This window comes from Pseudomonas sp. H3_E04, from assembly GCF_054668915.1.
In genome coordinates this window covers 4,054,332-4,080,834 of record NZ_CP162797.1, presented here as the reverse complement: position 1 = coordinate 4,080,834, position 26,503 = coordinate 4,054,332, and the positions used below count along the sequence as shown (strand labels likewise).

Below are 26,503 nucleotides of genomic sequence, written 5' to 3'. Positions count from 1 at the left end.
AAGCGTCATGCGCAAAAGGATAGTCGTGGCTCTGCTGACCGTTGGGCCACTACCCGACGAAGCCGTTGCCGGATTTGTCAGCCGGCAGCCTGGGCGGGCGCCTGCCACGCCGCATCGGCGTTGTGCAGATCCACCGCGCAGACGCTGATCAGGTTACGCAGTTTCTCCGCGATCACTTGCGCGCGATGCCAGCTCAGGCCGCCCATGAGCAGATCGATCGACAGCAGATCGTCCTGGCGCTGGACGTTGACCTGCTCCGGGGTCAGAAACTGCAAGGCGAACAGATTCAGCACGCGCACCAGCAGGTCCGGCTCGGCCTCGGCAAGGATTCGGTACTGCGCCAGGCAATGGGCGTTATTGACGTTCCAGACATCAGCGCGGGCGGCGGGGCTGTTTACAGCTTCAAGGTGCGGCATGGCGAGTCTCCAAAATCATTGGAGAAATTTTTACATTCGGTGCGGGGTATTTCTTGGCTATGATCGGCGCCTGAACGGACTTATCGAAAGAAATGATTCGTGAAAGCTGATCTTTGAGGATTTTTTATGCACAGCGAGCTGGACGCCTACGACCGCAAGATCCTTGCCTTGCTCCAGGAAGACGCTTCGCTGTCGAGCGCGCAGATCGCCGAACAGGTCGGCCTGTCGCAATCGCCGTGCTGGCGGCGGATTCAGCGGATGAAGGAGGAGGGCATCATTCGCGGCCAGGTGACCTTGCTGGATCGCAAGAAGATCGGCTTGAACACGCAGATCTTCGCCGAGATCAAACTCAACGCTCATGGGCGTTCGAACTTCACTGAATTCACCGAGGCGATTCGCGGCTTTCCGGAAGTGCTGGAGTGTTATGTGCTGATGGGTGCAGTGGATTTCATGCTGCGCATTGTCGCGGCGGACATCGAGGCGTACGAGCGGTTCTTCTTCGAGAAACTGTCGCTGGTGCCGGGGATACAGGAAGTGAATTCGATCGTGGCGCTGTCGGAGATCAAGTCCACCACCAGCCTGCCGGTTTGAGGTAAGGCAGCTGGCCTCTTCGCGAGCAGGCTCGCTCCCACGGGGGATTGCATTCCAATGTGGGAGCGAGCCTGCTCGCGAAAGCGGTATTACATGCGCAGGAGCATTTTCCAGGCGCGGTTCTGGTACACCGCAATCGCTTGATGCTTGCGCGCATCGAGCAGTTCGTCGGTGATGGTCGGCTCGTTGGCCAGTTGCGCCAGTTTGTTCAGCTCACCATACAGGCGATCCATTTCCGGGATGTCCAGCACGTTGCGTGCATGGTGCAACCAGACCTGGATGCGCTCGATACGCGGCAGTTGCTCGGCGAGGTCTTCCGGCTGCTGCTGATAGCGCTGCAGCTGCAGAGCGGTGGCTTCTTCACCCAACAGACGCGGCAGCCAGCTGTGCAGTTGCGCGTCACCCTGACGATTACCGCGAGTGTTGCGGTCGGCGGTCCAGGTGCGTGCCAGCAGCCAGCGGGAAGCGTTCAGCGAGAACTGGCCCCAGCGCGGGTCTTCCAGTTCTTCGAGGAACTGCTCCGGCGCGGCCTTGCGCACGTCTTCATCTTCGATACCGACCTGTACCAGCGGACGCCAGTCTTCCAGCAAGGCATCGAGGGCCACGCGCAAATCGTGGGTCGACTGACGCGGCGCGGCCTGGCCGAGGCTGCTGAGCAGGGCGCGCATTTCCGCGAGGTTCTCGACCCAATCCTGCAGCAGGCGCCAGTGGCCGTTGAAGCGATATTGCTCGGCCAGTCGCTGGCTGCTGCCGAGCAGATGCCAGCTCAGCGCGGCGAAGGCGTCGTCAAGGCGGGTTTCTGTAGTCAGTTGCGGCGCCGGCAGGCTCAGCGAGTAGCTGTTGGCGTCGTGCAGGCGATAACCGCGCTCGGCCTTGCTGATATCGCACGGCATCAGTGCCAGGGTTTCGGCCAGTTCGGCAGCCAGTTCCAGCAGCGCGGCAGGCTCGCCTTCGCGCAGCTCCAGTTCCAGCTCGCAGATTTCTTCCTTCTGCTTGCCGACCACCACGTGACCGAGATCCAGCGCGGCTTCGATGACCACTTTGGTCTTGCCACGGCCCCAGGCGATTTCGGCGCGCTCGCGGACGAAATCGGTGGTGAAGATCGGCTTGAGGGTTTTCTTGTCCAGCTCGGCCAGCGCCTCGGGCCAGCATTCGCCGTCGAGTTTCTTCACATCGAGCTTGGCTTTCGGCAGTTTCCAGTCGTATTCGTTACGCTCGGACAGACCGGCGACGCTCTGGCCACGGGTCTTGAGGGTTTGAATCACTTCGTCACCATCCTTGCGCAGGCGCAGGGCGACTTTGGCCTGGGCGAGGTCGCGCTCGGGGGTGTCGAAATACTGGTTCATCAACTCACGGCGTTCCCAGCCACTTTTGTTGCGTTTCTTCAGCAGCGTGTGCTCGCGCAGGGCAGCGAGGGTTTCGCGGCTGACGCGGAGTTTGATTTCAGTTTCTTTTTGCATGGCCGGAACATCCAGAATCGGGAGCGCAGCCGGGGGAATGTGTGGCTGCCAAGGCCGTGCAGTGTACAGGAGTCAAACTTCCTACGCCCTGCGGCGGTTTATTCCGCGCGCCGGATGGTTCTATAGTGGGCCTCAATCCGGGACCTGGAGTCAGTGATGCCATTGCCGTCCATGCAAGACCAGTTCGCCGCGCTGATTGCCGCGCCATCGGTCAGCTGTACCCAACCGAACCTGGACCAGTCCAACCGCGCCGTCATCGATCTGCTCGCTGGCTGGCTCGGTGACCTGGGTTTCAGCTGCGATATCCAGCAGGTCAGCCCCGGCAAATTCAATCTGCTCGCCAGTTTCGGCAGTGGCCCCGGCGGCCTGGTGCTGGCCGGGCACAGCGACACCGTGCCCTACGACGACGCGTTGTGGCAGACCGATCCGCTGAAGCTCACCGAAGTCGATGGCCGCTGGGTCGGGCTGGGCAGCTGCGACATGAAGGGCTTCTTCGCGCTGATCATCGAAGCCGTGCAGCCGCTGCTCGATCAGCCGTTCAGACAACCGCTGCTGATCCTCGCCACCTGCGACGAAGAAAGCTCGATGTCCGGCGCCCGCGCGCTGGCCGAGGCCGGGCAACCGTTGGGCCGCGCGGCGGTGATCGGCGAGCCGACCGGGCTCAAGCCGATCCGCATGCACAAAGGCATCATGATGGAGCGCATCGACATCCTCGGCCAAAGCGGCCACTCGTCTGATCCGCGCCTGGGCCACAGCGCCCTTGAAGCGATGCACGATGCCATCGGCGAACTGCGCGGCCTGCGCCTGTTGTGGCAGCGCGAATTCAGCAATCCACAGTTCAGCGTGCCGCAACCGACCATGAACTTCGGCTGCATTCATGGTGGCGACAACCCCAATCGCATCTGCGGCCAGTGTTCGCTGGAATTCGACCTGCGGCCGCTGCCGGGCATGGACCCGAACCTGCTGCGCGCGGAAATCCTGCGCAAGCTCAACCCGGTGGCCGAGCGGCATAAGGTGAAAATCGATTACAAACCGCTGTTCCCGGAAGTGCCGCCGTTCGAGCAGGCCGAAGACGCAGAGTTGGTGCGCATCGCCGAAAAGCTCACCGGCCATCGCGCCGAAGCAGTAGCGTTCGGCACCGAAGCGCCTTATCTTCAGCGCCTCGGCTGCGAAACCATCGTCCTCGGCCCCGGCGACATTGCCTGCGCGCATCAGCCTGGCGAGTACCTTGAAATGTCACGTTTGCAGCCTACCGTGCATCTATTACGGCAACTGATTGAACATTACTGCCTGAGCCCGGACAAAGTTCTATGAATTGAACACTGTCCATGTGGGAGCGGGCTTGCTCGCGAAGGCGGTGCGTCAGACACATAGATGTCTACGGATACGCCGCCTTCGCGAGCAAGCCCGCTCTCACGAGGGATCTATGTGTTGCCTGATCAAACGCTGTAAATTGCCAGCATTCCAACCCGTATTCATGAGGAGAGCGCGCGTGCCGCCAAGCCTGTTCCGACGATAACCATCAGCCTGCTGTGCGTTTTTCGTTTCGCCCCTTTTCCGGCTGCTATTTATTACAGGCCCAGGTTCATGCCCGAATACGTCAATTGGCTTCGTCACGCGTCCCCGTACATCAATGCCCACCGCGATTGCACCTTCGTCGTCATGCTGCCCGGCGACGGCGTGGAGCATCCGAATTTCGGCAACATCGTTCACGACATCGTTCTGCTGCACAGCCTTGGCGTGCGTCTGGTGCTGGTGCACGGCTCGCGCCCGCAGATCGAAACCCGCCTTGCCGCCCGTGGCCTGACCCCGCATTACCACCACGGCATGCGCATCACCGATGCCGCGACCCTGGAATGTGTGATTGATGCGGTCGGCCAGTTGCGCATTGCCATCGAAGCGCGGCTGTCGATGGACATGGCCTCGTCGCCGATGCAGGGCTCGCGTCTGCGCGTGGCCAGCGGCAATCTCGTCACCGCGCGGCCGATTGGCGTGCTGGAAGGTGTTGACTATCACCACACCGGCGAAGTGCGTCGGGTCGACCGCAAAGGCATCAATCGCCTGCTCGATGAGCGCTCGATCGTGTTGCTGTCGCCGTTGGGCTATTCGCCGACCGGCGAGATCTTCAACCTCGCCTGCGAAGACGTCGCCACCCGCGCCGCGATCGACCTGGGCGCGGACAAGCTGCTGTTGTTCGGTGCCGAGCTCGGCCTGATCGACGAGAACGGCAAACTGGTGCGCGAACTGCGCCCGCAACAAGTGCCGGCCCATTTGCAGCGCCTCGGCATGAGCAACTATCAAGCGGAGTTGCTCGATGCCGCCGCCGAAGCCTGCCGTGGCGGCGTGGCGCGCAGCCATATCGTCAGTTATGCCGAAGACGGCGCCCTGCTGACCGAACTGTTCACCCGTGACGGTGGCGGTACGCTGGTGGCGCAAGAACAATTCGAACTGGTGCGCGAGGCGGCGATTGAAGACGTCGGCGGCCTGCTCGATCTGATCAGTCCGCTGGAAGAGCAGGGCATTCTGGTGCGCCGCTCGCGGGAAGTGCTGGAGCGCGAGATCGAGCAGTTCAGCGTGGTTGAACGGGAAGGCATGATCATCGCCTGTGCGGCGCTGTATCAGATTGCCGATTCCGATGCCGGCGAACTGGCGTGCCTGGCGGTGAATCCGGAGTATCGCCATGGCGGTCGCGGCGACGAATTGCTCGAGCGTATCGAAACCCGGGCAAGGGCGCAGGGTCTGAAAACCCTGTTCGTACTCACCACGCGCACCGCGCACTGGTTCCGCGAGCGCGGTTTCGAGCCAAGCAGCGTAGAACGCCTGCCAGCGGCGCGGGCGTCGCTGTACAACTATCAGCGTAATTCGAAGATTTTCGAAAAAACTCTGTAAAACCGTGTCGCTCCATTCGCGAGCAGGTCGAATCGTCGCACCGTCGCTCCCACAGGAAAGCGCATTCCAGTGTGGGAGCGAGACTGCTCGCGAAGCTTTTTACTGAGTGATGAATTTCGCGCTGACGTACGGCGAGTAATCCGGCAGCACCGTCTCGACCTTGCCCTGTTCTTTCAGGAATTTCGCCGTTTGCGCAATTGCCTTCGCGGTGCCGCCGTCCAGCAGCGCCGTGGTTTGCTGCGCCTTCGCGGCGGGGAATGCCGAACCGGCCAGCAGTTCCGGCACATCCGCGGCGTTGGCACCGGTCAGTTTGGCGATTTTCTGCACAGGCACCGAGTCGGCCGTCCAGCTGTCTTTGTGCGCGGCGTAGTCAGCGAACGAGTCCAGGGTGACCTTGGCGAATTTCGCCACGACCTCGGGATGCTTCTCGGCAAAATCCTTGCGCGCCACCCACACCTCGAAGGTCGGCGCACCCCACTGGCCGACCTGGGCGGCGTCGGTCAGGGTCTTGCCGGTCTTGCGGATCTCGCCCAGCGCCGGCGACCAGACGAAAGCGCCATCAATGTCGCCACGCTTCCACGCTGCAGCGATTTCCGCCGGTTGCAGATTGACCACTTTGACTTGCGAAGTATTCAGGCCCCAGTGCTGCAGTGCGCCGAGCAGACTGTAGTGCGAGGTCGATACGAACGGTGTGGCGATGGTTTTGCCGATCAGGTCCTGTGGCTTGTCGATGCCGCTGCCGTTGCGCACCACCAAGGCTTCGGCGGCATTGATCTGCGCGGAGACGATGAACGCGACAATTGGCAGATTACGTGAGGCTGCCGCAGCCAGTGGGCTCGAGCCGAGGTTGCCGATCTGCACGTCGCCGGAAGCAATGGCTGTCACTACTTCCGGGCCGCTGTTGAACCGGCGCCAGTCGATCTTCTCGCCAATGGTTTTTTCATAGACGCCGTCGGCCTGCGGCACTTTGCTTGGATCAATGCCGGTTTGATAGCCCACAGTCAGACCGGCGGCCTGTGCGGAAAAAGAAAACAGTGCCGACACACAAACTGTAACAAATTGACTAGATAGTGCGCGTTTCGCCATGATGCGTCGCCTTTTCGATGGGATTTGCCGTGTTGGGAGTACGGCAAAGCTAATCGATCTAAAAAAAGGTCAACAAATACCATTTAGGAATGAGCTTAGGCGCCGATACGCTGTTTCCCGGCGCGGATGGCCATTAATGGGCCATATGCCTGAATGGCATGAAAAAGAGCGAATAAATTCTTTTTGGGTTTATCAGGAAGTCTTTACCCTGCAGGGACCAAATCACTCGCGATTAGACGATGGTCGTAGACATACAAGGTTACGATTGACTTGGCAGTCACGGTCTGGCGCTAATCGCGAATCTTAGGATTCAGGGCAAATCGACCCCGAACCAGGAACACAAGAATTAGAACGAGAGGAGCGATACATGAACAAGTCCACCTTGGCCCTGGCTGTGGCCGTTGGGGTTATGGCGCAGCAGGCAGGCGCCGCCGGTTTCATCGAAGACAGCAAGGCTACTCTGGGTCTGCGTAACTTCTATATCAACACTGACAACCGTGACGGCACTGCCGAACCAAGCCGCAACGAAGAGTGGGGCCAAGGCTTCGACCTCCGTTTCATCTCCGGTTACACCCAAGGCACCGTCGGCTTCGGTATCGATGCCATCGGCCTGTTGGGCGTACGTCTGGATTCAGGCGGCGGCACCAACGGTAACGTTGCCTCCGGCGGCGGCCCAGGCACTGCTTACGGTGGCACTGTTTTCCCAAGCGAATCCAACGGTCAGGCGGTTGATAACTTCTCCAGCCTGGGTCTGACGGCCAAAGCGAAGATCTCCCAGACCGAACTGAAGCTGGGTACTCTGCAGCCGAAGAACCCGGTCATCGTTACCAACGATGGTCGTTTGCTGCCACAAACCTGGCAGGGTGGCCAGATCACTTCCGGCGAGATCAAGGACCTGACTCTGGTCGGTGGCCAGATCGAGCACGTGAAAGGTCGTAACTCCAGCAACAACGAACAGCTGTCTATCGGTGGCGCAAACGCGCGCACCGCAAACAGCAATAAGTTCATCTACGCCGGTGGCGATTACAAGATCACCAAAGACCTGACGGCCCAGTATTACTACGGCAACCTGGAAAACTTCTACAAGCAGCACTTCTTGGGTCTGGTACATAACTGGTCGATCGGTCCAGGTGTGTTGAAGTCCGACTTCCGTTACTTCAATAGCTCCGACGACGGCCGTAATGGCGATGAATCTGCCTATTTTAGCAACGGTGCCTACGGCAACAGTTCGCTGGGTAACGGCAAAGGCAAGGTCGACAACAATCTGTACAGCGGCTTGTTCCTGTACACCGTTGCCGGTCACACCTTTGGTGGCGGCTATCAGGTGAGCAATGGCAGCAGCGACTTCCCTTGGCTGAACCAGGGCGACGGCTCGTCGAACTACACCATCACCGACATGCAGATCCAGAAGTTCAACCGTGCCGGCGAGCGCACTTGGCAGGCACGCTACTCCTATGACTTCGCCAAGGTTGGCGTGCCTGGCCTGACCGCAGGCATGGTTTATCTGCGCGGCGACAACGTTGATACCTACGCTAGTCGTGTGCAAACCTCGAATGGCGCTTCCGAGTGGGAACGCGATCTGACCGTCGCCTACGTTGTTCCGGAAGGCCCGTTGAAGAACGTTGGCGTGATGTGGAAAAACGCTACCTGGCGCACCGACATCGCCGGTCAACGCGACCAGGACGAAAACCGCCTGATCCTCAGCTACTCGATCCCGCTGCTGTAACAGCGCTCGAGCAACTGAAGCAAAAAAAGCCCCGTCCGGCATCGCGCCGGACGGGGCTTTTGCGTTTCGAGTCAGGCTCACCCCCGTAAGCCTTTCTCGATGTCCCTCTTTGCTGCAACTCAAGGCCTTCTCGAACCTTGTATTGGATGTTCGTCGCGATGCCGGTCGGTGTCCAATGAACAGATGTTTAATATTCCTTAATCATCTAAATATCTATTTATTTATTCTTTTTCACGCTGATTGATCCCGAGCTACAGTTGTTGTCTCCCATCCCTCATCAGGAGCAGCACCATGAGCCTCAGACTCGGCGACATCGCCCCCGATTTCGAACAGGACTCCAGCGCCGGCAAGATTCGTTTCCACGAATGGCTGGGCGATAGTTGGGGTGTGCTGTTTTCCCATCCGGCGGATTTCACTCCGGTGTGCACCACCGAGCTGGGTTTCACCGCCAAGCTCAAGGATGAATTCAGTCGGCGCGGCGTCAAGGCCATCGCGCTGTCGGTCGATCCGGTGGACTCGCATCACAAGTGGATCGAAGACATCAACGAAACCCAGAACACTGTCGTCAACTTTCCGATCCTGGCCGATGCTGATCGCAAGGTTTCCGATCTCTACGACCTGATCCACCCGAACGCCAATGACACCCTGACCGTGCGTTCGCTGTTCGTTATCGATCCGAACAAAAAGATCCGCCTGACCATCACCTATCCGGCGAGCACCGGGCGCAACTTCCACGAGATTTTGCGAGTGATCGATTCGCTGCAGCTGACCGACAACTACAAGGTGGCCACCCCGGCCAACTGGCAGGACGGTGAAGAGGTGGTGATCGTGCCGTCGCTCAAGGATGAGGAAGAGATCAAGCAGCGCTTCCCAAAGGGCTATCGGGCGGTGAAACCGTACCTGCGCCTGACGCCGCAGCCGAATAAATAAGATTTGCGGTGCAGCCACCGCCGCTTTCGCGAGCAGGCTCGCTCCCACATTTGCAATGCTTTCCCCTGTGGGAGCGAGCCTGCTCGCGAAGGCGCCAGCCCAGGCAATTGAGAATCCGGAATCACAACGCAGGGGAATTTCGGCCGTTTCGACGGCCTTTTTTTTCGCCTGGATTCTGCTCAGCGATATATCTCTTAAACGCATAACCAAATGAATAAATATGATTTATGGATATATAAATCAGCTGGTAAGGTCACTGCCATTGAAGCGAGATCGCAGCCTGCGAATCGCCTGTAACGCTTGAAGGAATCTGCAATGCTGGTCGTCTCACTTGGTGGCAGCCCCAGCCTGCGCTCCCGTTCCGGGGTGCTGCTGGAGCGCTCGCAACGCTGGTTGCAACAGCAAGGGGTGGAAGTGGTGAGTTATCAGGTACGGGACTTCCCGGCCGAGGATCTGCTCCACGCCCGCTTCGACAGCCCGAAGGTCCTCGACCTGCTGCAACAGATCGCAAACGCCGATGGCCTGCTGATCGCCACGCCGGTGTACAAGGCCTCGTTTTCCGGAGCGCTGAAGACCCTGCTGGATCTGCTGCCGGAGCGTGCCTTGAACCACAAGATCGTCTTGCCGATGGCTACCGGCGGCAGCATCGCCCACATGCTGGTGGTCGATTACGCCCTCAAGCCTGTGCTGTCGGCACTCAAGGCCCAGGAAATGCTCCAGGGTATTTTTGCCGAGGACAGCCAGATCGCTTACGGCGAAGGCAGTGCCGCCGCGCAGTTGGCGCCGGCCTTGGAGCAGCGCTTGCACGAGGCCCTGGACCAGTTCATCGGCGCCATGGCGCGCCGGCCGAAACCACTGGAGCCGGGCCTGTTGAACGAACGTTTGTTGAGTGCTCGCTGGAGCATTTAAGCCTGATCGAAATTTGAAGTACTGGCCTTACTCGCCCGCCAACGGGCAAGCAGGTGCAGCCACAACCCAACAGCAAAAAGGAGAGCGCTATGCGCACTGTATTTTTGCGTCGTGGTCTGGTCGCTCTGTTTGCTGCGGCTGTCACCTTCGGCGCCATCACCCAAGCTCAAGCCGAGACATTGCGGATCGGTTATCAGAAGTACGGCACGCTGGTGCTGCTCAAAGCCAAAGGCACTCTGGAAAAACGCCTCGCCGCGCAAGGCGTCGACGTGCAATGGACCGAGTTTCCCGGCGGCCCGCAGCTGCTCGAAGGCCTCAACGTCGGTTCGATCGACTTCGGCGTGACCGGCGAAACCCCACCGGTTTTCGCCCAGGCCGCCGGCGCTGATCTGCTCTACGTCGCCTACGAACCGCCAGCGCCGAACAGTGAGGCGATCCTCGTTCCGAAAGACTCGCCGATCAAATCGGTGTCCGATCTCAAGGGCAAGAAAGTCGCCCTGAACAAGGGCTCCAACGTGCACTACCTGCTGGTGCGTGCACTGGCAGACGCCGGCCTCAAGTACAGCGACATTCAAACCGTATTCCTGCCGCCGGCCGATGCCCGCGCTGCGTTCGAGCGTGGCAGTGTCGACGCCTGGGTCATCTGGGATCCGTACCAGGCCGCTGCCGAGAAACAACTGCAAGCGCACACCCTGCGTGACGGCAAAGGCATCGTCGACAACCACCAGTTCTACCTCGCGACCAAACCTTACGCGCAGAAAAATCCCGAGGTGATCAAGACCCTCGTCGAAGAAGTGCGGGCGGTTGGTGAATGGTCGAAAGCCAATCCTGAAGACGTGACGCAACAGGTCGCGCCACTGCTTGGCCTGCCGGCGGACATCACCCTGACCTCGGTGAAACGCCAGGGCTACGGCGCGCTGTTCCTGACCCCGGAAGTAGTCGCCGCGCAACAGAAAATCGCCGACACGTTCTTCCAGCTCAAGCTGATTCCCAAGCCGTTGAGCATCAAGGATGTGATCTGGACCCCGCCGGCCGCTGTGGCCCAAAGCTCCCAAGCCCAGTAATTCGAATCCACAAGGAGACCACTCCATGAGCCTCAATATCTTCTGGTTCCTGCCTACCCACGGCGACGGCCATTACCTTGGCACTGCCGAAGGCGCCCGCGCGGTTGATCACGGTTATTTGCAACAGGTCGCGCAAGCGGCGGATCGTCTGGGCTTCGGCGGTGTGTTGATTCCGACCGGGCGTTCCTGCGAAGACTCATGGCTGGTGGCGGCCTCGCTGATTCCAGTGACCCAGCGCCTGAAGTTTCTGGTCGCCCTGCGCCCCGGGATCATCTCCCCGACGGTCGCGGCGCGGCAGGCAGCGACCCTGGATCGTTTGTCCGGCGGGCGTGCGCTGTTCAATCTGGTCACCGGTGGTGATCCGGAAGAACTGGCCGGTGACGGTCTGTTCCTCAACCACGAAGAGCGCTATCAGGCTTCGGTGGAATTCACCCGCATCTGGCGCCGCGTGCTGGAAGGCGAAACCGTCGATTACGACGGTGAGCACATCAGTGTGAAAGGCGCGAAGCTGCTCTATCCGCCGATCCAGCAACCGCGTCCGCCGCTGTATTTCGGTGGTTCCTCGGAAGCGGCGCAGGATCTGGCCGCCGAACAAGTGGAGATGGTTCTGACCTGGGGCGAGCCGCCGGCCGCGGTGGCCGAGAAGATCGCACAAGTGCGTGCCAAAGCCGCCAAGCTCGGCCGCACTGTGCGCTTCGGTATTCGTCTGCATGTGATCGTGCGTGAAACCAACGCTGAAGCCTGGCAAGCGGCGGATCGGCTGATCTCGCATCTGGACGATGACACCATCCAGCGTGCCCAGGCTTCGCTGGCGCGCTTCGATTCGGTCGGCCAGCAACGCATGGCCGCGCTGCACGGCGGCAGCCGCGACAACCTCGAAGTCAGCCCGAACCTGTGGGCCGGTGTCGGGCTGGTACGCGGCGGTGCCGGTACTGCGCTGGTCGGCGATGGCCCGACCGTGGCGGCGCGGGTAAAGGAATACGCGGATCTTGGCATCGACACGTTCATCTTCTCCGGTTATCCACACCTCGAAGAGTCGTATCGGGTGGCCGAGCTGCTGTTTCCGCACCTCGACGTCGAGCGCCCGGAACTGCCGAAAAGCGCCGGTTATGTCAGCCCGTTCGGCGAGATGGTCGCCAACGACATCCTGCCCAAAGCCGCGTCGCAGAGCTGAGGCGCAGTCATGAAAAAAATCATCCACAGCCTCGCGCCCTGGGCGTTGCCGGTGTTGCTGCTGGCGGTGTGGCAGTTGTCGGTGTCGGCGGGCTGGTTGTCGACGCGGATTCTGCCGGCACCGGTGGCGGTGATCGAGGCCGGCGTCAGTCTGGTACGCAGCGGCGAGATCTGGACGCACCTGGCGATCAGCGGCTGGCGCGCGGCCCTTGGTTTCACTATCGGCGGTAGCATCGGCCTGGTGCTGGGCTTTATCACCGGCCTGTCGAAATGGGGCGAGCGCCTGCTCGACAGCTCGGTGCAGATGATCCGCAACGTGCCGCATCTGGCGCTGATTCCGCTGGTGATCCTGTGGTTCGGCATCGACGAGTCAGCGAAAATTTTCCTCGTGGCGCTGGGCACCTTGTTCCCGATTTACCTGAACACGTATCACGGCATCCGCAACGTCGACCCGGCGCTGGTGGAGATGGCGCGCAGTTATGGCCTGAGCGGTTTCAGCCTGTTCCGGCAGGTGATTCTGCCGGGCGCACTGCCGTCGATTCTGGTCGGCGTGCGCTTCGCCCTGGGCTTCATGTGGCTGACGCTGATCGTTGCCGAAACGATTTCGGCCAGCTCCGGCATCGGCTATCTGGCGATGAACGCCCGCGAGTTTCTGCAGACCGACGTGGTGGTGCTGGCGATCCTGCTTTATGCGGTGCTGGGTAAACTCGCCGACCTTGCCGCCCGTGGGCTTGAACGTGTGTGGCTGCGCTGGCATCCGGCCTATCAGGTTGCCAAAGGAGGTGCGGCATGACCGCTCAACAACCTCCACGCCTGTTGCGCGGCATTCCACTGGCGGTGCGCAATCTGCAGAAAACCTTTGGCTCACGCCAAGTGTTGCGCGACATCGATCTGCACATTCCGGCGGGCCAATTCGTTGCCGTGGTCGGGCGCAGCGGGTGTGGCAAGAGCACGTTCTTGCGCTTGCTCGCCGGCCTCGATCAACCGACTGGCGGCGACCTGCTCGCCGGCTCCGCGCCGCTCAGCCAGGCGCGCGACGATACGCGGCTGATGTTCCAGGAAGCGCGGCTGCTGCCGTGGAAAAAGATCATCGACAACGTTGGCCTCGGCCTCAAGGGCAACTGGCGCCAGCAAGCGCTGGATGCATTGGACGCAGTCGGCCTGGCCGATCGCGCCAATGACTGGCCGGCGGCATTGTCCGGTGGCCAGAAGCAGCGCGTCGCGCTGGCCCGGGCGCTGATTCATCAGCCGCGTCTGCTGCTGCTCGACGAACCGCTCGGCGCACTGGATGCCCTGACCCGCATCGAGATGCAGCAACTGATCGAACGGCTCTGGCAGCAACACGGTTTTACCGTGCTGCTGGTGACCCATGACGTCAGTGAAGCGGTGGCGATTGCCGATCGGGTGATCCTGATCGAGGACGGCGAAGTCGGCCTCGACCTGCACATCGACCTGCCGCGCCCCAGGGTGCGTGGCTCGCACCGCCTCGCCGCGCTGGAAACCGAAGTGCTCAACCGTGTTTTGTCCCTGCCCGGCGAGCCGCCGGCGCCGGAACCCGTTTCACCCCTGCCTACGCAATTGCGTTGGGCGCAATGAAGCAGCTGCAAGCTTCAAGCTACAAGCCGCAAGAACAAGCCTGGTGCTTTTACTTGCAGCTTATAGCTTGGCGCTTGCCGCTCATTTCGATCCCAGGAGAAATGCTATGACTATCAAAGCCATCAACGTGCGCAACCAGTTCAAAGGCTCGATCAAGGAAATCGTTCTCGGCGACGTGCTGTCGGAAATCGACGTGCAGACTGCTTCGGGCATCGTCACTTCGGTGATCACTACCCGCTCGGTCAAAGAGCTGGAGCTGGTGGTCGGCAGCGAGGTGATCGCCTTTGTGAAATCCACCGAGGTGTCGATCGCCAAGTTGTGAACCGGTGAGCAAAAAACAACCCCGGAGGGTGTGAGCCCTGCGGGGTTTCTTTTTGAAGATCAAAAGATCGCAGCCTTCGGCAGCTCCTACTTTGGAACGCGTTCCCATGTGAGCTGCCGAAGGCTGCGATTTTTTAGCGTTTAGGTAAATACGGCGGTAGGTAGAGGCTGATATAGGCATCAAACACCCGCATCCCTTCTTCGGCCATGCGCGGGGTGATCTGCCCGTGCTGCTGCACCGAACGGGCATAAACCCGGTCGCCCAGTTCCATCGCCAGGGCAAACACATCGACATCGTCCGGCAGCCTCGGCAACTCGAAATGCTGGTCGAACAGCTTGTGCATCAGGTCGCCCAGTTCCAGATCGTGCTGGCGGTCAGCCTGGGTGACTTCGGTCAGGCCGTGTTGCGCCAGGATCAATTGCCGCGCGGCTGCGTCTTCGTCGTAGATCTCCAGCATGCGCTGTTCGACCAGTCGCGACAGATCACGCCAGTCGCGCAAAGCATCGTGATCGATCGGCGCTTGCAGGCAGGCGCGGAAGGCTGCGTGGACATCGGCGGTCAGGGCTTCGAGCAGTGCCGGGACGCTGGCGAAGAAGTGATACACGGAGGAGGGCGGAATCTGCGCGCGCTCGGCGACGCTGTAGATCGACAGACTGGCCACGCCCTCGGCCGCCAGCAGGGTGCGCGCGGCGTCGAGTATCGAATCGATCCGCGCCTGGCTGCGGGCACGGGGTTTGCGAACGGTGGCGGGACGCGTCATGGAAGTCTCCTGCGGGGCAGCGGGCATTGTACGAGCAGGCATCTGTATTGTCTGCCCGGCCGCCTTCGCGAGCAGGCTCGCTCCCACAGGATCCGCTGCGTACATAAAGTCATCGTTCACTGGAGATCAATTGTGGGAGCGAGCCTGCTCGCGAACCGCCGCAGGCGGCTATAAAAAACGCCGCTGGCTGAATCAGCCAACGGCGTTTTTTTAAGCTGCAAACCATTTAAACGGTATGCAGATACCAGTTGTACTCAAGGTCGGAGATGGAGTGTTCGAACTCCTCCAGCTCGCTTTCCTTGCAGGCGACGAAGATATCGATGTACTTCGGATCGATGTACTTGGCCATCACCTCGCTGTCGTCCAGCTCGCGCAGGGCATCGCGCAAGTTGTTCGGCAGGCTCTGCTCGTTCTGCTCGTAGCTGTTGCCTTCGACAGGCGCGCCCGGTTCGATCTTGTTGACCAGACCGTGGTGCACGCCGGCCAGTACCGAAGCCATCAGCAGGTACGGGTTGGCGTCTGCGCCGGCCACGCGGTGCTCGATACGCACGGCATCGGCAGAGCCGGTCGGTACGCGAATCGCCACGGTGCGGTTGTCCAGGCCCCAGCACGGCGAGTTCGGTACATAGAACTGCGCGCCGAAGCGACGATACGAGTTGACGTTCGGGCAGAGGAAAGCCATCTGCGCCGGCAGGGTCTCGAGCACACCGCCGATCGCGTGACGCAGCGCGGCGTTCTGCTCGGGATCCTCGCTGGCAAAAATGTTTTTGCCGGCTTTGTCCAGAATCGAAATGTGTACATGCAGACCATTGCCCGCCTGGCCCGGATACGGCTTGGCCATGAAGGTGGTGTCCATTTCATGGTCGTAGGCGATGTTCTTGATCAGACGCTTGAGCAGGACCGCGTAGTCGCAGGCCTTGATCGGGTCGGCGACGTGGTGCAGGTTCACTTCGAACTGCGCCGGGGCACTTTCCTTGACGATCGCGTCGGCCGGGATGCCTTGTTCCTTGGCGCCTTCCAGAATGTCCTGGAGGCAGTCGACGTATTCGTCGAGGTCGTCGATCAGGTAGACCTGCGTCGAGTGCGGGCGTTTGCCGGAGATCGGCGAGCGTGGCGGCTGTGGACGGCCGTTCACGTTTTCCTGGTCGATCAGGTAGAACTCGAGTTCGAAGGCGGCGCAGATGGTCAGGCCGAGCTCGTCGAACTTGGTCACCACCTGACGCAGCACTTCACGGGGATCGGCGAAGAACGGATCGCCTTCGAGTTCGTGCATGGTCATCAACAGCTGCGCGGTCGGGCGCTTCTGCCAGGGCTCGTTGCACAGGGTATCGGGGATCGGATAGCAGATGCGATCGGCGTCGCCGATGTCCAGGCCCAGACCGGTGCTTTCCACCGTAGAGCCGTTGATATCCAGAGCAAATAGAGAGGCCGGCAGGTTGATGCCTTTCTCGTAAACCTTGTGGAGGCTGGTGCGTTCAATGCGCTTGCCGCGCACCACACCATTCATATCCGCAATCAGAAGGTCAACGTACAGAACCTCAGGATGTTCCTTAAGGAACGCGTTCGCTTCGTTAAGCTGAACGGCACGCGGGGGTACCGACATGATGCAACACCTTTGTTGTTAAAAATATCAATCATTGATCTTTTCTGGTTTCAGTCAACCCGAACGGCCTGCCGAAGTCAAGCGAGGCCTTTTTTGCCCCGAAAAAGCGCTTGAAGGGCATTTATGGGGCACTTTGGGGCACTTTTTCAAACCTTGAACGATGCTCAGCTGCGGGCTTGAGCAGGCCGTGTTGTATTTTTTACGGGGGTGTTGTGTAAAAAAATGAACAAGGCTAAGCTCCGGTCAAACCCATAACAGCAATAATACCGGGGTGCTTCATGTCTCGCCTGCCGTTAATCGGCATCACCGACTGCTCGCAACAGTCCGGTCTGCATGCTCATCACATCAGTGGCGATCAATCCGTCCGTAGCGCAGCCAGCAAGGCGCGCAGCCTGTCGGCGAGACTCTCGTCAACATCCGGCAAAACGGCAGCGTCCGATATTCTGGACGTCGGGCACAGCATCCGCTTTATGGCGTCTCCTTCCACTATAGAACTCTTTCCCTCTCAAAGCCCGTGCCGCACTTGGCGCCGTGCTTTTGATTCTGCACGTTTGCAAAGTGCACGGGAAATGCAACGCCAGCGTCAAGGGCAGGTAAGCTCCTCTTTCATTGTCTATGCGCGGTGCCAGGCGTAAGCCGGCACTGCGCGAGCAAGCCCCCTTTAACGCGACGCCGCAAGCGTCAAAATTGCCTGACATCGCGTCAGGAGACTCAGCCCAGAGGCATTTATGAGTAACAACCTCGACCAGCTCACCGATTGGTTGAAAGACCGCAAGATCACAGAAGTCGAATGCATGATCGCGGACTTGACCGGCATCACCCGGGGCAAGATCTCGCCGACCAACAAGTTCATCGCCGAGAAAGGCATGCGTCTGCCGGAGAGCGTGCTGCTGCAGACCGTGACCGGCGACTATGTCGAAGACGACATCTATTACGAACTGCTCGACCCGGCCGACATCGACATGATCTGCCGTCCCGATCAGAACGCTGTGTACCTGGTGCCGTGGGCCATCGAGCCGACCGCGCAGGTGATCCACGACACCTACGACAAGCAAGGCAACCCGATCGAGCTGTCGCCGCGCAACGTCCTCAAGAAGGTCTTGAAACTGTATGCCGACAAGGGCTGGCAGCCGATCGTGGCGCCGGAAATGGAGTTCTACCTGACCAAGCGCAGCGACGACCCAGACTATCCGTTGCAGCCGCCGATCGGCCGCTCGGGCCGTCCGGAAATCGGTCGGCAGTCGTTCTCCATTGAAGCGGCCAACGAATTCGACCCGCTGTTCGAAGACGTCTACGACTGGTGCGAACTGCAGGAGCTGGACCTCGATACGCTGATCCACGAGGACGGCACGGCGCAGATGGAAATCAACTTCCGTCACGGTGACGCCCTGTCGCTGGCCGATCAGATTCTGGTGTTCAAACGCACCATGCGTGAGGCCGCGCTCAAGCACGACGTTGCCGCCACCTTCATGGCAAAACCGATGACCGGCGAGCCGGGCAGTGCCATGCACTTGCACCAGAGCATCATCGACATTCAGACCGGCAAGAACGTCTTCTCCAACGAAGACGGGACCATGAGCCAACTGTTCCTGCACCACATCGGTGGTTTGCAGAAACTGATCCCCGAGCTGTTGCCGCTGTTCGCGCCGAACGTCAACTCGTTCCGCCGCTTCCTTCCGGACACTTCGGCACCGGTGAACGTCGAGTGGGGCGAAGAGAACCGTACCGTCGGCCTGCGCGTACCGGATGCCGGGCCGCAGAACCGCCGCGTGGAAAACCGTCTGCCGGGCGCCGACGCCAACCCGTACCTGGCGATTGCCGCGAGCCTGCTCTGCGGTTACATCGGCATGGTCGAGGGCCTGAACCCGAGCGCGCCTGTGGTCGGCCGTGGTTACGAGCGCCGCAACCTGCGCCTGCCGCTGACCATCGAAGATGCGCTGGAGCGCATGGAGAACAGCAAGACGGTCGAGAAATACCTCGGCAAGACCTTCATCACCGGCTACGTCGCGGTCAAGCGGGCCGAGCATGAAAACTTCAAGCGCGTGATCAGTTCGTGGGAGCGTGAGTACCTGCTTTTCGCCGTCTGATACGCCGGGCGCGGCGGCCAGCCGTCGCGCCTTCACCGATAACAAGGAGAATTGGCATGACCAGCAACAACCCGCAAACCCGTGAGTGGCAAGCGCTGAGCAGCGATCACCACCTGGCCCCGTTCAGCGACTTCAAACAGCTGAAAGAGAAGGGCCCGCGGATCATCACCAACGCCAAGGGCGTTTATCTGTGGGACAGCGAAGGCAACAAGATCCTCGACGGCATGGCCGGCCTGTGGTGCGTGGCGATCGGTTACGGTCGCGATGAACTGGCCGATGCCGCCGCCAAACAGATGCGCGAGCTGCCGTACTACAACCTGTTCTTCCAGACCGCCCACCCGCCGGCGCTGGAATTGGCCAAATCGATTGCCGATGTTGCGCCAGAAGGCATGAATCACGTGTTCTTCACCGGCTCCGGCTCCGAAGGCAACGACACCATGCTGCGCATGGTTCGTCACTACTGGGCGATCAAGGGCCAGCCGAACAAGAAAGTCATCATCAGTCGCAAGAACGGTTATCACGGTTCCACCGTGGCTGGTGCCAGCCTCGGCGGTATGACTTATATGCATGAGCAGGGCGACCTGCCGATCCCGGGCATCGTCCACATCGCGCAGCCGTACTGGTTCGCCGAAGGCGGTGACATGTCGCCGGAAGAGTTCGGCATCTGGGCGGCCAATCAGCTCGAAGAAAAGATTCTCGAAGTCGGCGTCGACAACGTCGGTGCCTTTATTGCCGAGCCGATCCAGGGTGCCGGCGGCGTGATCATTCCGCCCGACACTTACTGGCCGCGCATCAAGGAAATCCTCGCCAAGTACGACATCCTCTTCGTTGCCGATGAAGTGATCTGCGGTTTCGGCCGTACCGGTGAGTGGTTCGGTAGCGATTTCTACGACCTCAAGCCGCACATGATGACCATCGCCAAAGGCCTGACCTCCGGCTACATCCCGATGGGCGGGTTGATCGTGCGTGATTCGGTGGTGGCCGTGCTCAATGAAGGCGGCGATTTCAACCACGGCTTCACTTACTCCGGGCACCCGGTGGCCGCAGCGGTGGGTCTGGAAAACATCCGCATCCTGCGCGACGAAAAAATTATCGAGAACGCCCACAACGAAACGGCACCGTATTTGCAGAAACGTCTGCGCGAGCTGAACGATCACCCGTTGGTGGGTGAAGTTCGCGGCGTCGGTCTGCTGGGGGCGATCGAGCTGGTGCAGGACAAGGCCACGCGCAAGCGTTACGAAGGCAAGGGCGTGGGCATGATCTGCCGGCAGTTCTGCTTCGACAATGGCCTGATCATGCGCGCGGTGGGCGACACCATGATCATTGCGCCGCCGCTGGTGATCAGCAAAGCGGAGATCGATGAGCTGGTTACAAAGGCACGCAAGTGTCTGGACCTGACCCTCGGTGTGCTGCAGGCCTAGGTGCTAGGCTTTGAGCGGGGGAGCTGCGGCGCACTCGCTCAAAGCTGTCAGAAAGGCTGGTCTTTTGTTGAAAGACCGCCTCGGATCTTGCCAGACTAGCCGCGGTTCCAGTTGTCCGGGTTCGGCCGCTGAACAAAGTGGTTCAAAAAAGAAAAATTTGGAGCATGACGCATGAAGGCATTAGGTAAAAAGCTAGCTGGCAAGACTCTGCTCGCGCTGTCCATGGCGGGCATGATGGCGGGTGCGGTGCACGCGGACGACAAGGTACTGCACGTCTACAACTGGTCCGACTACATCGCGCCGGACACCGTGGCCAACTTCGAGAAAGCCACCGGGATCAAAGTCGTCTACGACGTCTTCGACAGTAACGAAACCCTGGAAGCCAAGCTGCTCGCCGGCAAGTCCGGTTACGACATCGTGGTGCCTTCCAACAATTTCCTCGCCAAGCAGATCAAGGCCGGCGTTTACCAGGAGCTGGACAAGTCCAAGCTGCCGAACTGGAAAAACCTCGACGAAGACCTGCTCAAGGCCGTTGGCGATGCCAGCGACCAGGGCAACAAACACGCCTTCCCGTACATGTGGGGCTCGATCGGCATCGGCTACAACCCGGCCAAGGTCAAGGCTGCGCTGGGCATCGACAAGATCGATTCGTGGGACGTGGTGTTCAAGCCGGAAAACATCGAGAAACTCAAAAGCTGCGGCGTGAGCTTCCTCGATGCACCGACCGAAATGATTCCGGCGGCATTGCACTATCTGGGCAAGCCGACCAACAGCAAGGACAAGGCTGATCTGAAAGCCGCCGAAGACCTGTTCCTGAAGATCCGTCCTTCGGTCGCCTACTTCCACTCGTCCAAGTACATCTCCGACCTGGCCAACGGCAACATCTGCGTCGCCGTCGGTTACTCGGGTGACCTGGAGCAATCCAAGACCCGCGCTCAGGAAGCCGGTGACAAGGTCAAACTGGCCTACACCATTCCAAAAGAAGGCGCCGGTACTTTCTACGACATGGTCGCCATTCCCAAGGATGCCGAAAACGTCGAAGCCGCCTACAAGTTCATGAACTACCTGTTGGAGCCGCAAGTGATGGCCGGCATCACCAACGCCGTGCGTTTCCCGAACGGCAACAAGGCGGCAACGCCTCTGGTGGACAAGGACATCACCAGCGACCCGAGCATCTATCCGTCGGCTGAAGTGAAGAAGCAGCTCTATGCGATCAGCGATCTGGACGCCGCAACGTTGCGTCTGATCACCCGCAGCTGGACCAAGATCAAATCGGGCAAATAAGCCGGTTTGTCGCCACAACCACTGGCCGTCGTCGTCGCGACGGCGGCCAGCGGATAATTAAATGACAGAAAGTTTTGCTGGATCGGTTTTTCGAGGGTAAGTTGCGCGCCGGTTTTGTTGTCGGGCAGCCATGGCTGTCATGCAGCGCGGGGCAACTTGGGCCCAATCAATTTAGAGGACCTCCACTTGCCTGTATTTTCTTCTTTGCGCAAAGCCCTGCTGGCCGCTGCCGGCCTGACAATCGCTGTCGGAGCCCAGGCCGCCGGTACGGTGCATATTTATAACTGGTCCGATTACATCGGCGAATCGACCCTGGCCGACTTCGAGAAAGAGACCGGGATCAAACCGGTCTACGACGTTTTCGACTCCAACGAAACCCTGGAAGGCAAGCTGCTCGCCGGGCGTACCGGTTACGATGTGGTCGTGCCGTCGAACCACTTCCTTGGCAAGCAGATCAAGGCGGGCGCGTTCCAGAAGCTCGACAAGGCGCAGTTGCCGAATTATTCCAACCTCGACCCGGTGCTGCTCAAGCGCCTGGAGCAGAACGATCCCGGCAACCTCTACGCCGTGCCGTATCTGTGGGGCACCAACGGCATCGGCTACAACGTCGATAAGGTCAAGGCCGTGCTGGGCATCGACAAGATCGATTCCTGGGCCGTGCTGTTCGAGCCGGAAAACATCAAGAAGCTGCACAGCTGCGGCGTTGCGTTCCTCGATTCGGCTGATGAAATGATGCCGACCATGCTCAATTACCTGGGCCTGAACGCCAACAGCACCAACACCAAGGACTACGAAAAGGCCACCGCCAAGCTCCTCGCGGTGCGTCCTTACGTGACCTATTTCCATTCCTCGAAGTACATCGGTGATCTGGCCAACGGCGACATCTGCGTGGCCATCGGTTTCTCTGGCGACATCTTCCAGGCGAAGAACCGTGCCGAGGAAGCCAAGAAGGGCGTCAACATCGCCTATTCGATCCCGAAAGAGGGCGGCGCGCTGTGGTTCGACATGCTGGCGATCCCCAAGGATTCGTCCAACGTCAAAGAGGCCCACGCCTTCATCAACTATTTGCTGAAACCTGAGGTGATCGCTCAGGTCAGTGATTACGTCGGTTACGCCAACCCCAACCCGGGTTCGGACAAGCTGATGGAACAATCCATTCGCACCGATGAAGCGGTTTACCCACCGCAAGCAGTCCTCGACAAGACCTACGTGTCGACCGAGTTGCCAGCCAATATTCAGCGTTTGATGACCCGTAGCTGGACCAAGGTCAAGTCGGGCAAATAACGCACAAACTATCCAGGGTTCGTCTTGCGGGGCGAACTGCTGCTTCTGTTGGGAGTTTCGTAAATGGCAGTTGCCTCCGGCGCCTACAAGAAAGCCCTCGAGGGCGACCAGACACCGAAACAGGTGCTGGTCAAAATCGACCGGGTCACGAAGAAGTTCGACGAGACGATTGCCGTGGACGACGTGTCCCTGGAAATCAAGAAGGGCGAGATTTTTGCTCTGCTCGGCGGTTCGGGATCGGGCAAATCCACCTTGCTACGGATGCTCGCAGGCTTCGAACGGCCCACGGAAGGGCGGATTTTCCTCGACGGCGTCGACATCACCGACATGCCGCCGTACGACCGTCCGATCAACATGATGTTTCAGTCCTACGCCTTGTTCCCGCACATGACCGTGGCGCAGAACATCGCCTTCGGCCTGCAACAGGACAAGATCCCCAAGGCAGAAATCGACGCCCGCGTGGCCGAGATGCTCAAGCTGGTGCAGATGAGCCAGTATGCCAAGCGCAAGCCGCATCAACTGTCCGGCGGTCAGCGTCAGCGCGTGGCCCTGGCCCGTTCGCTGGCCAAGCGGCCGAAGCTGTTGCTGCTCGACGAACCGATGGGCGCACTTGACAAGAAACTGCGCTCGCAGATGCAGCTGGAACTGGTGGAGATCATCGAGCGCGTCGGCGTGACCTGCGTGATGGTGACCCACGACCAGGAAGAGGCCATGACCATGGCCGAGCGCATCGCGATCATGCACCTCGGTTGGATCGCCCAGATCGGCAGCCCGATCGACATCTACGAAACCCCGACCAGCCGTCTGGTCTGTGAATTCATCGGCAACGTCAACATCTTCGAAGGCGAAGTGATCGACGACGCCGAAGGCCACGCGACCATCACCTGCAAGGACCTCGACCGGCAGATCTACGTCGGCCACGGCATCAGCACCTCGGTGCAGGACAAGTCGGTCACCTACGCGATTCGTCCGGAGAAGCTGCTGGTCACCGCCGACATGCCGACCTGCGAATACAACTGGTCGAGCGGCAAGGTCCACGACATCGCTTATCTGGGCGGGCACTCGGTGTTCTACGTCGAATTGCCGAGCGGCAAACTGGTGCAGTCGTTCGTCGCCAACGCCGAACGTCGCGGCGCGCGTCCGACCTGGGGCGATCAGGTCTACGTGTGGTGGGAAGATGACAGCGGCGTGGTACTTCGCTCATGAACATGCGCAAATTCAAACGCCGTATCAACCGAATCATCCCCAATGGCCGGCAGCTGGTCATCGGGGTGCCGTTCATCTGGCTGTTCCTGTTCTTCATGCTGCCGTTCTTCATCGTTCTGAAGATCAGCTTCGCCGAAGCCGACGTGGCGATCCCGCCGTACACCGAGATCTACACCTACGCCGAGCAGAAGCTGCAACTGCTGTTGAACCTGGGCAACTACGCGTTGCTCGGCGACGACGAGCTGTACATCGCCGCCTATCTCGGCTCGCTGAAAATGGCCTTTATCAGCACCGTGCTCTGTCTGCTGATCGGTTACCCGATGGCCTATGCCATCGCCAGCGCGCGCAAAGAGCTGCAAACGGTGCTGGTGCTGCTGATCATGATGCCGACCTGGACCGCGATCCTGATCCGCGTCTACGCGTGGATGGGCATTCTCAGCAACAATGGCCTGCTCAACGGCTTCCTGATGAGCATGGGCCTGATCGACGAGCCGCTGCAGATTCTCAATACCAACCTGGCGGTGTACATCGGGATTGTCTATTCATACCTGCCGTTCATGATCCTGCCGCTATACGCCAACCTGGTCAAACACGATCAGAGTCTGCTGGAAGCCGCGTCGGATCTGGGTTCGAGCACCTTCAACAGCTTCTGGAAAATCACCATTCCGCTGTCCAAGAACGGGATCATTGCCGGCTGCATGCTGGTGTTCATTCCGGTGGTCGGCGAGTTCGTGATTCCGGAACTGCTTGGCGGCCCGGAAACCCTGATGATCGGTAAGGTGCTCTGGCAAGAATTCTTCAACAACCGCGACTGGCCAGTGGCGTCCGCGCTGGCGGTGGTGATGCTGGCGATCCTGATTGTGCCGATCATCCTGTTCAACCGCAGTCAGGCCAAGGAAATGGAGGGTAAAGAATGAAGCGCTTCCGTTTCTCCAGCCTGATGCTGGTATTGGGTCTGATCTTCATCTATCTGCCGATGCTGATCCTGGTGATCTACTCGTTCAACGCCTCGAAACTGGTGACGGTGTGGGGTGGCTGGTCGATCAAGTGGTACGTTGGCCTGCTCGACAACTCGCAGCTGATGGGCTCGGTGCTGCGCTCGCTGGAAATTGCCTGCTACACCGCAGTTGCTGCAGTTGCGCTGGGTACGCTGGCGGCGTTCGTGCTGACGCGTATCACCCACTTCAAGGGGCGCACGCTGTTCGGCGGCCTGGTGACTGCGCCACTGGTGATGCCGGAAGTGATCACCGGTCTGTCGCTGTTGCTGCTGTTCGTGGCCATGGCACAGATGATCGGCTGGCCGCAGGAGCGCGGCATCGTCACCATCTGGATCGCCCACACCACGTTCTGCGCGGCGTATGTGGCGGTGGTGGTGTCGGCGCGTTTGCGTGAGCTGGACCTGTCGATCGAAGAGGCGGCGATGGACTTAGGTGCGCGGCCGTGGAAGGTGTTCTTCCTGATCACCATCCCGATGATCGCACCATCGCTGGCGGCGGGCGGGATGATGTCGTTCGCGCTGTCGCTGGATGACCTGGTGCTGGCGAGCTTCGTCTCCGGCCCGGGTTCGACGACCCTGCCGATGGAAGTGTTCTCGGCGGTGCGCCTTGGTGTGAAGCCGGAGATCAACGCTGTGGCCAGCCTGATTCTGCTGGCGGTGTCGCTGGTCACCTTCCTCGTCTGGTTCTTCAGCCGTCGCGCCGAAGAAGCCCGCAAGAAAGCCATCCAGCAAGCCATCGAAGAAAGCGCCGCCGATTCGTGGAAGCAACCGGATGCGCGCCGCGCGCCTGCGCCACAATCGGCTTAAGCAATATCAGGTTGGCCTCAACCTCGAGGCCTACCTGGTTAAAATGTGGGAGCAGGCTAGCTCCCACATTCGATCTCAGTTGACCCAAGGAGAGCGGCGGATGACTTCCACAAAGTTCATAGGCCGAAACCCCGGCTGCTGATCCACCAGCACATCAGTCTTCACATTGCCAAACGTAGTCTGCGGGCGATGGCGCAAGCCGTCGGCAAACGCGCAGATGATGCACTCCTTGAAACCCTCCCCACGCGGATGCGCATGCACCACGGCCTCGCGCTGCACGCTGCTGAACGCCGCGTAATCCATACCGAGCACGTCCATCTCCACCCCAGCCGTGACCAGCGCGACGGTCGGGCGCAGATGTTTGGGTATGCCCGGCGTGGTGTGCAATGCGATCGACAGCCAGACTTGCTCGATGTCGTCATCGCTCAGCCCGTAAGGCTTGAGAAACGCTGCTGCGGCATTCGCGCCGTCCACTTCAAAGCGCTCGTTATCGCTGCGATGACCGGCGACCAGACCAAGGTCGTGGAACATCGCGCCGACGTACAGCAGCTCTGGGTTATAGGCCATTTGCTGACGCTCGCCGCTCAAGGCACCGAACAAAAACACTCGGCGCGAGTGGTGATAGAGCAGGTCGGATTCGATGTCGCGGATGTATTCGGTGGTGGCCCGGGCGAGGGCGCTGTCAGGGATCTTGATGCCGGCGATGGTGCTGGTCATAACGGTTTCCTCGTCGAAAACGCCGTCGTGGCGCTGCTGGAGAAAGTCTGTTCCTGGCGCGGCGAGCGAACAATCGAGCAATGGCTGCGATCCTTGCCATTGCACCTGCAAATCGTGCCAGGCTCGCTTGTCGGGTGTGGATTGGCCAGGGTGACCCGGTCAACAAGCCAGGCAC

The 26,503-nt window shown here is 60.0% G+C and carries 25 protein-coding genes; 19 read left to right on the top strand and 6 right to left on the bottom strand.

The genetic code is table 11. The features are described from left to right. Positions 1-77 precede the first annotated feature (77 nt). Positions 78-416, bottom strand: a complete 339-nt coding sequence (locus AB4N53_RS18480) for a hypothetical protein (protein WP_460122195.1) — start codon at positions 414-416, stop codon at positions 78-80. A 126-nt stretch (positions 417-542) separates the two neighbouring features. Here AB4N53_RS18480 and AB4N53_RS18475 point away from each other — a divergent pair, with 126 nt between their 5' ends. Further along, positions 543-1,007, top strand: coding sequence for an Lrp/AsnC family transcriptional regulator (locus AB4N53_RS18475; RefSeq protein ID WP_024014730.1), 465 nt, complete (start codon positions 543-545; stop codon positions 1,005-1,007). A gap of 89 nt (positions 1,008-1,096) precedes the next feature. On the opposite strand, the gene AB4N53_RS18470 is transcribed toward AB4N53_RS18475, so the two are convergent. Beyond that, positions 1,097-2,467: a CYTH domain-containing protein gene (locus tag AB4N53_RS18470; RefSeq protein WP_460122192.1), complete on the bottom strand. Its 1,371-nt coding sequence runs from the start codon at positions 2,465-2,467 to the stop codon at positions 1,097-1,099. Between the two features lie 156 nt (positions 2,468-2,623). Here AB4N53_RS18470 and argE point away from each other — a divergent pair, with 156 nt between their 5' ends. Next, complete coding sequence (gene argE, locus AB4N53_RS18465; protein WP_460122189.1) at positions 2,624-3,781, top strand: acetylornithine deacetylase; 1,158 nt, start codon at positions 2,624-2,626, stop codon at positions 3,779-3,781. A gap of 273 nt (positions 3,782-4,054) precedes the next feature. Beyond that, positions 4,055-5,356, top strand: coding sequence for an amino-acid N-acetyltransferase (gene argA, locus AB4N53_RS18460; RefSeq protein ID WP_460122187.1), 1,302 nt, complete (start codon positions 4,055-4,057; stop codon positions 5,354-5,356). 99 nt (positions 5,357-5,455) lie between these two features. Here the strand turns inward: argA and tauA are convergent, their stop codons facing one another. Then, on the bottom strand, positions 5,456-6,442 hold the full coding sequence (gene tauA, locus AB4N53_RS18455) for a taurine ABC transporter substrate-binding protein (protein ID WP_460122185.1): 987 nt from the start codon (positions 6,440-6,442) through the stop codon (positions 5,456-5,458). A gap of 367 nt (positions 6,443-6,809) precedes the next feature. Between tauA and AB4N53_RS18450 the strand changes: the two genes are divergently transcribed. The 8 genes from AB4N53_RS18450 to AB4N53_RS18415 all read left to right on the top strand — a co-directional run bounded on the left by AB4N53_RS18450 (position 6,810) and on the right by AB4N53_RS18415 (position 14,162). Then, the gene (locus AB4N53_RS18450; protein ID WP_460122183.1) at positions 6,810-8,168 is read left to right on the top strand and encodes an OprD family porin; all 1,359 of its coding nucleotides are present in this window, start codon (positions 6,810-6,812) and stop codon (positions 8,166-8,168) included. A gap of 291 nt (positions 8,169-8,459) precedes the next feature. Next, complete coding sequence (locus AB4N53_RS18445) at positions 8,460-9,098, top strand: peroxiredoxin (protein ID WP_460122181.1); 639 nt, start codon at positions 8,460-8,462, stop codon at positions 9,096-9,098. A gap of 315 nt (positions 9,099-9,413) precedes the next feature. Continuing rightward, entirely contained in the window at positions 9,414-10,007 is a 594-nt protein-coding gene (gene ssuE, locus AB4N53_RS18440) for an NADPH-dependent FMN reductase (protein WP_041476877.1), read from the top strand. 89 nt (positions 10,008-10,096) lie between these two features. After that, entirely contained in the window at positions 10,097-11,071 is a 975-nt protein-coding gene (locus tag AB4N53_RS18435; RefSeq protein WP_460122179.1) for a sulfonate ABC transporter substrate-binding protein, read from the top strand. Positions 11,072-11,096: 25 nt separating this feature from the next. Beyond that, entirely contained in the window at positions 11,097-12,245 is a 1,149-nt protein-coding gene (gene ssuD / locus AB4N53_RS18430) for an FMNH2-dependent alkanesulfonate monooxygenase (RefSeq protein WP_016772653.1), read from the top strand. 9 nt (positions 12,246-12,254) lie between these two features. After that, the gene (gene ssuC, locus AB4N53_RS18425) at positions 12,255-13,037 is read left to right on the top strand and encodes an aliphatic sulfonate ABC transporter permease SsuC (RefSeq protein WP_460122177.1); all 783 of its coding nucleotides are present in this window, start codon (positions 12,255-12,257) and stop codon (positions 13,035-13,037) included. Next, entirely contained in the window at positions 13,034-13,840 is an 807-nt protein-coding gene (gene ssuB, locus AB4N53_RS18420) for an aliphatic sulfonates ABC transporter ATP-binding protein (protein ID WP_460122175.1), read from the top strand. Before ssuC ends, ssuB begins: the two co-directional genes overlap by 4 nt. Before the next feature lie 106 nt (positions 13,841-13,946). Beyond that, complete coding sequence (locus AB4N53_RS18415) at positions 13,947-14,162, top strand: TOBE domain-containing protein (RefSeq protein WP_003229256.1); 216 nt, start codon at positions 13,947-13,949, stop codon at positions 14,160-14,162. A 133-nt stretch (positions 14,163-14,295) separates the two neighbouring features. Here AB4N53_RS18415 and AB4N53_RS18410 read toward each other — a convergent pair whose 3' ends face one another. Together AB4N53_RS18410 and AB4N53_RS18405 are read right to left on the bottom strand one after the other, a co-directional pair. Continuing rightward, complete coding sequence (locus tag AB4N53_RS18410) at positions 14,296-14,922, bottom strand: TetR/AcrR family transcriptional regulator (protein WP_341638132.1); 627 nt, start codon at positions 14,920-14,922, stop codon at positions 14,296-14,298. 226 nt (positions 14,923-15,148) lie between these two features. Then, positions 15,149-16,525, bottom strand: a complete 1,377-nt coding sequence (locus AB4N53_RS18405) for a glutamine synthetase family protein (protein WP_016772657.1) — start codon at positions 16,523-16,525, stop codon at positions 15,149-15,151. A 278-nt stretch (positions 16,526-16,803) separates the two neighbouring features. Between AB4N53_RS18405 and AB4N53_RS18400 the strand changes: the two genes are divergently transcribed. The 8 genes from AB4N53_RS18400 (at position 16,804) to AB4N53_RS18365 (ending at position 25,611) form a co-directional block, all read left to right on the top strand. Beyond that, positions 16,804-17,160 (top strand): gamma-glutamyl-gamma-aminobutyrate hydrolase family protein, encoded by a 357-nt coding sequence (locus tag AB4N53_RS18400; RefSeq protein ID WP_460122173.1) that lies wholly within the window; start codon positions 16,804-16,806, stop codon positions 17,158-17,160. A 93-nt stretch (positions 17,161-17,253) separates the two neighbouring features. Next, complete coding sequence (locus AB4N53_RS18395) at positions 17,254-18,612, top strand: glutamine synthetase family protein (protein WP_042607058.1); 1,359 nt, start codon at positions 17,254-17,256, stop codon at positions 18,610-18,612. A gap of 56 nt (positions 18,613-18,668) precedes the next feature. Next, positions 18,669-20,033 (top strand): aspartate aminotransferase family protein, encoded by a 1,365-nt coding sequence (locus AB4N53_RS18390; protein ID WP_039757470.1) that lies wholly within the window; start codon positions 18,669-18,671, stop codon positions 20,031-20,033. Between the two features lie 171 nt (positions 20,034-20,204). Continuing rightward, positions 20,205-21,317, top strand: a complete 1,113-nt coding sequence (locus AB4N53_RS18385; RefSeq protein WP_039757472.1) for a polyamine ABC transporter substrate-binding protein — start codon at positions 20,205-20,207, stop codon at positions 21,315-21,317. 186 nt (positions 21,318-21,503) lie between these two features. Continuing rightward, positions 21,504-22,601: a polyamine ABC transporter substrate-binding protein gene (locus tag AB4N53_RS18380; protein WP_038860901.1), complete on the top strand. Its 1,098-nt coding sequence runs from the start codon at positions 21,504-21,506 to the stop codon at positions 22,599-22,601. A 63-nt stretch (positions 22,602-22,664) separates the two neighbouring features. Next, positions 22,665-23,807: an ABC transporter ATP-binding protein gene (locus tag AB4N53_RS18375; RefSeq protein WP_016772662.1), complete on the top strand. Its 1,143-nt coding sequence runs from the start codon at positions 22,665-22,667 to the stop codon at positions 23,805-23,807. Between the two features lie 35 nt (positions 23,808-23,842). Beyond that, positions 23,843-24,724, top strand: coding sequence for an ABC transporter permease subunit (locus AB4N53_RS18370; RefSeq protein WP_177327003.1), 882 nt, complete (start codon positions 23,843-23,845; stop codon positions 24,722-24,724). After that, a complete protein-coding gene (locus AB4N53_RS18365; protein ID WP_150637049.1) occupies positions 24,721-25,611 on the top strand; it encodes an ABC transporter permease subunit in 891 nt (296 codons plus the stop codon). Before AB4N53_RS18370 ends, AB4N53_RS18365 begins: the two co-directional genes overlap by 4 nt. A gap of 75 nt (positions 25,612-25,686) precedes the next feature. Here the strand turns inward: AB4N53_RS18365 and AB4N53_RS18360 are convergent, their stop codons facing one another. Continuing rightward, on the bottom strand, positions 25,687-26,328 hold the full coding sequence (locus AB4N53_RS18360; protein ID WP_460122170.1) for an HD domain-containing protein: 642 nt from the start codon (positions 26,326-26,328) through the stop codon (positions 25,687-25,689). Positions 26,329-26,503 lie beyond the last annotated feature (175 nt).

Excerpts from the sequence above, each read along its gene's own strand:
- AB4N53_RS18480 (WP_460122195.1), bottom strand. The coding sequence starts at position 416 with ATGCCGCACCTTGAAGCTGTAAACAGCCCCGCCGCCCGCGCTGATGTC.
- AB4N53_RS18475 (WP_024014730.1), top strand. The coding sequence starts at position 543 with ATGCACAGCGAGCTGGACGCCTACGACCGCAAGATCCTTGCCTTGCTC.
- AB4N53_RS18470 (WP_460122192.1), bottom strand. The coding sequence starts at position 2,467 with ATGCAAAAAGAAACTGAAATCAAACTCCGCGTCAGCCGCGAAACCCTC.
- argE (WP_460122189.1), top strand. The coding sequence starts at position 2,624 with ATGCCATTGCCGTCCATGCAAGACCAGTTCGCCGCGCTGATTGCCGCG.
- argA (WP_460122187.1), top strand. The coding sequence starts at position 4,055 with ATGCCCGAATACGTCAATTGGCTTCGTCACGCGTCCCCGTACATCAAT.
- tauA (WP_460122185.1), bottom strand. The coding sequence starts at position 6,442 with ATGGCGAAACGCGCACTATCTAGTCAATTTGTTACAGTTTGTGTGTCG.
- AB4N53_RS18450 (WP_460122183.1), top strand. The coding sequence starts at position 6,810 with ATGAACAAGTCCACCTTGGCCCTGGCTGTGGCCGTTGGGGTTATGGCG.
- AB4N53_RS18445 (WP_460122181.1), top strand. The coding sequence starts at position 8,460 with ATGAGCCTCAGACTCGGCGACATCGCCCCCGATTTCGAACAGGACTCC.
- ssuE (WP_041476877.1), top strand. The coding sequence starts at position 9,414 with ATGCTGGTCGTCTCACTTGGTGGCAGCCCCAGCCTGCGCTCCCGTTCC.
- AB4N53_RS18435 (WP_460122179.1), top strand. The coding sequence starts at position 10,097 with ATGCGCACTGTATTTTTGCGTCGTGGTCTGGTCGCTCTGTTTGCTGCG.
- ssuD (WP_016772653.1), top strand. The coding sequence starts at position 11,097 with ATGAGCCTCAATATCTTCTGGTTCCTGCCTACCCACGGCGACGGCCAT.
- ssuC (WP_460122177.1), top strand. The coding sequence starts at position 12,255 with ATGAAAAAAATCATCCACAGCCTCGCGCCCTGGGCGTTGCCGGTGTTG.
- ssuB (WP_460122175.1), top strand. The coding sequence starts at position 13,034 with ATGACCGCTCAACAACCTCCACGCCTGTTGCGCGGCATTCCACTGGCG.
- AB4N53_RS18415 (WP_003229256.1), top strand. The coding sequence starts at position 13,947 with ATGACTATCAAAGCCATCAACGTGCGCAACCAGTTCAAAGGCTCGATC.
- AB4N53_RS18410 (WP_341638132.1), bottom strand. The coding sequence starts at position 14,922 with ATGACGCGTCCCGCCACCGTTCGCAAACCCCGTGCCCGCAGCCAGGCG.
- AB4N53_RS18405 (WP_016772657.1), bottom strand. The coding sequence starts at position 16,525 with ATGTCGGTACCCCCGCGTGCCGTTCAGCTTAACGAAGCGAACGCGTTC.
- AB4N53_RS18400 (WP_460122173.1), top strand. The coding sequence starts at position 16,804 with ATGTCTCGCCTGCCGTTAATCGGCATCACCGACTGCTCGCAACAGTCC.
- AB4N53_RS18395 (WP_042607058.1), top strand. The coding sequence starts at position 17,254 with ATGAGTAACAACCTCGACCAGCTCACCGATTGGTTGAAAGACCGCAAG.
- AB4N53_RS18390 (WP_039757470.1), top strand. The coding sequence starts at position 18,669 with ATGACCAGCAACAACCCGCAAACCCGTGAGTGGCAAGCGCTGAGCAGC.
- AB4N53_RS18385 (WP_039757472.1), top strand. The coding sequence starts at position 20,205 with ATGAAGGCATTAGGTAAAAAGCTAGCTGGCAAGACTCTGCTCGCGCTG.
- AB4N53_RS18375 (WP_016772662.1), top strand. The coding sequence starts at position 22,665 with ATGGCAGTTGCCTCCGGCGCCTACAAGAAAGCCCTCGAGGGCGACCAG.
- AB4N53_RS18365 (WP_150637049.1), top strand. The coding sequence starts at position 24,721 with ATGAAGCGCTTCCGTTTCTCCAGCCTGATGCTGGTATTGGGTCTGATC.
- AB4N53_RS18360 (WP_460122170.1), bottom strand. The coding sequence starts at position 26,328 with ATGACCAGCACCATCGCCGGCATCAAGATCCCTGACAGCGCCCTCGCC.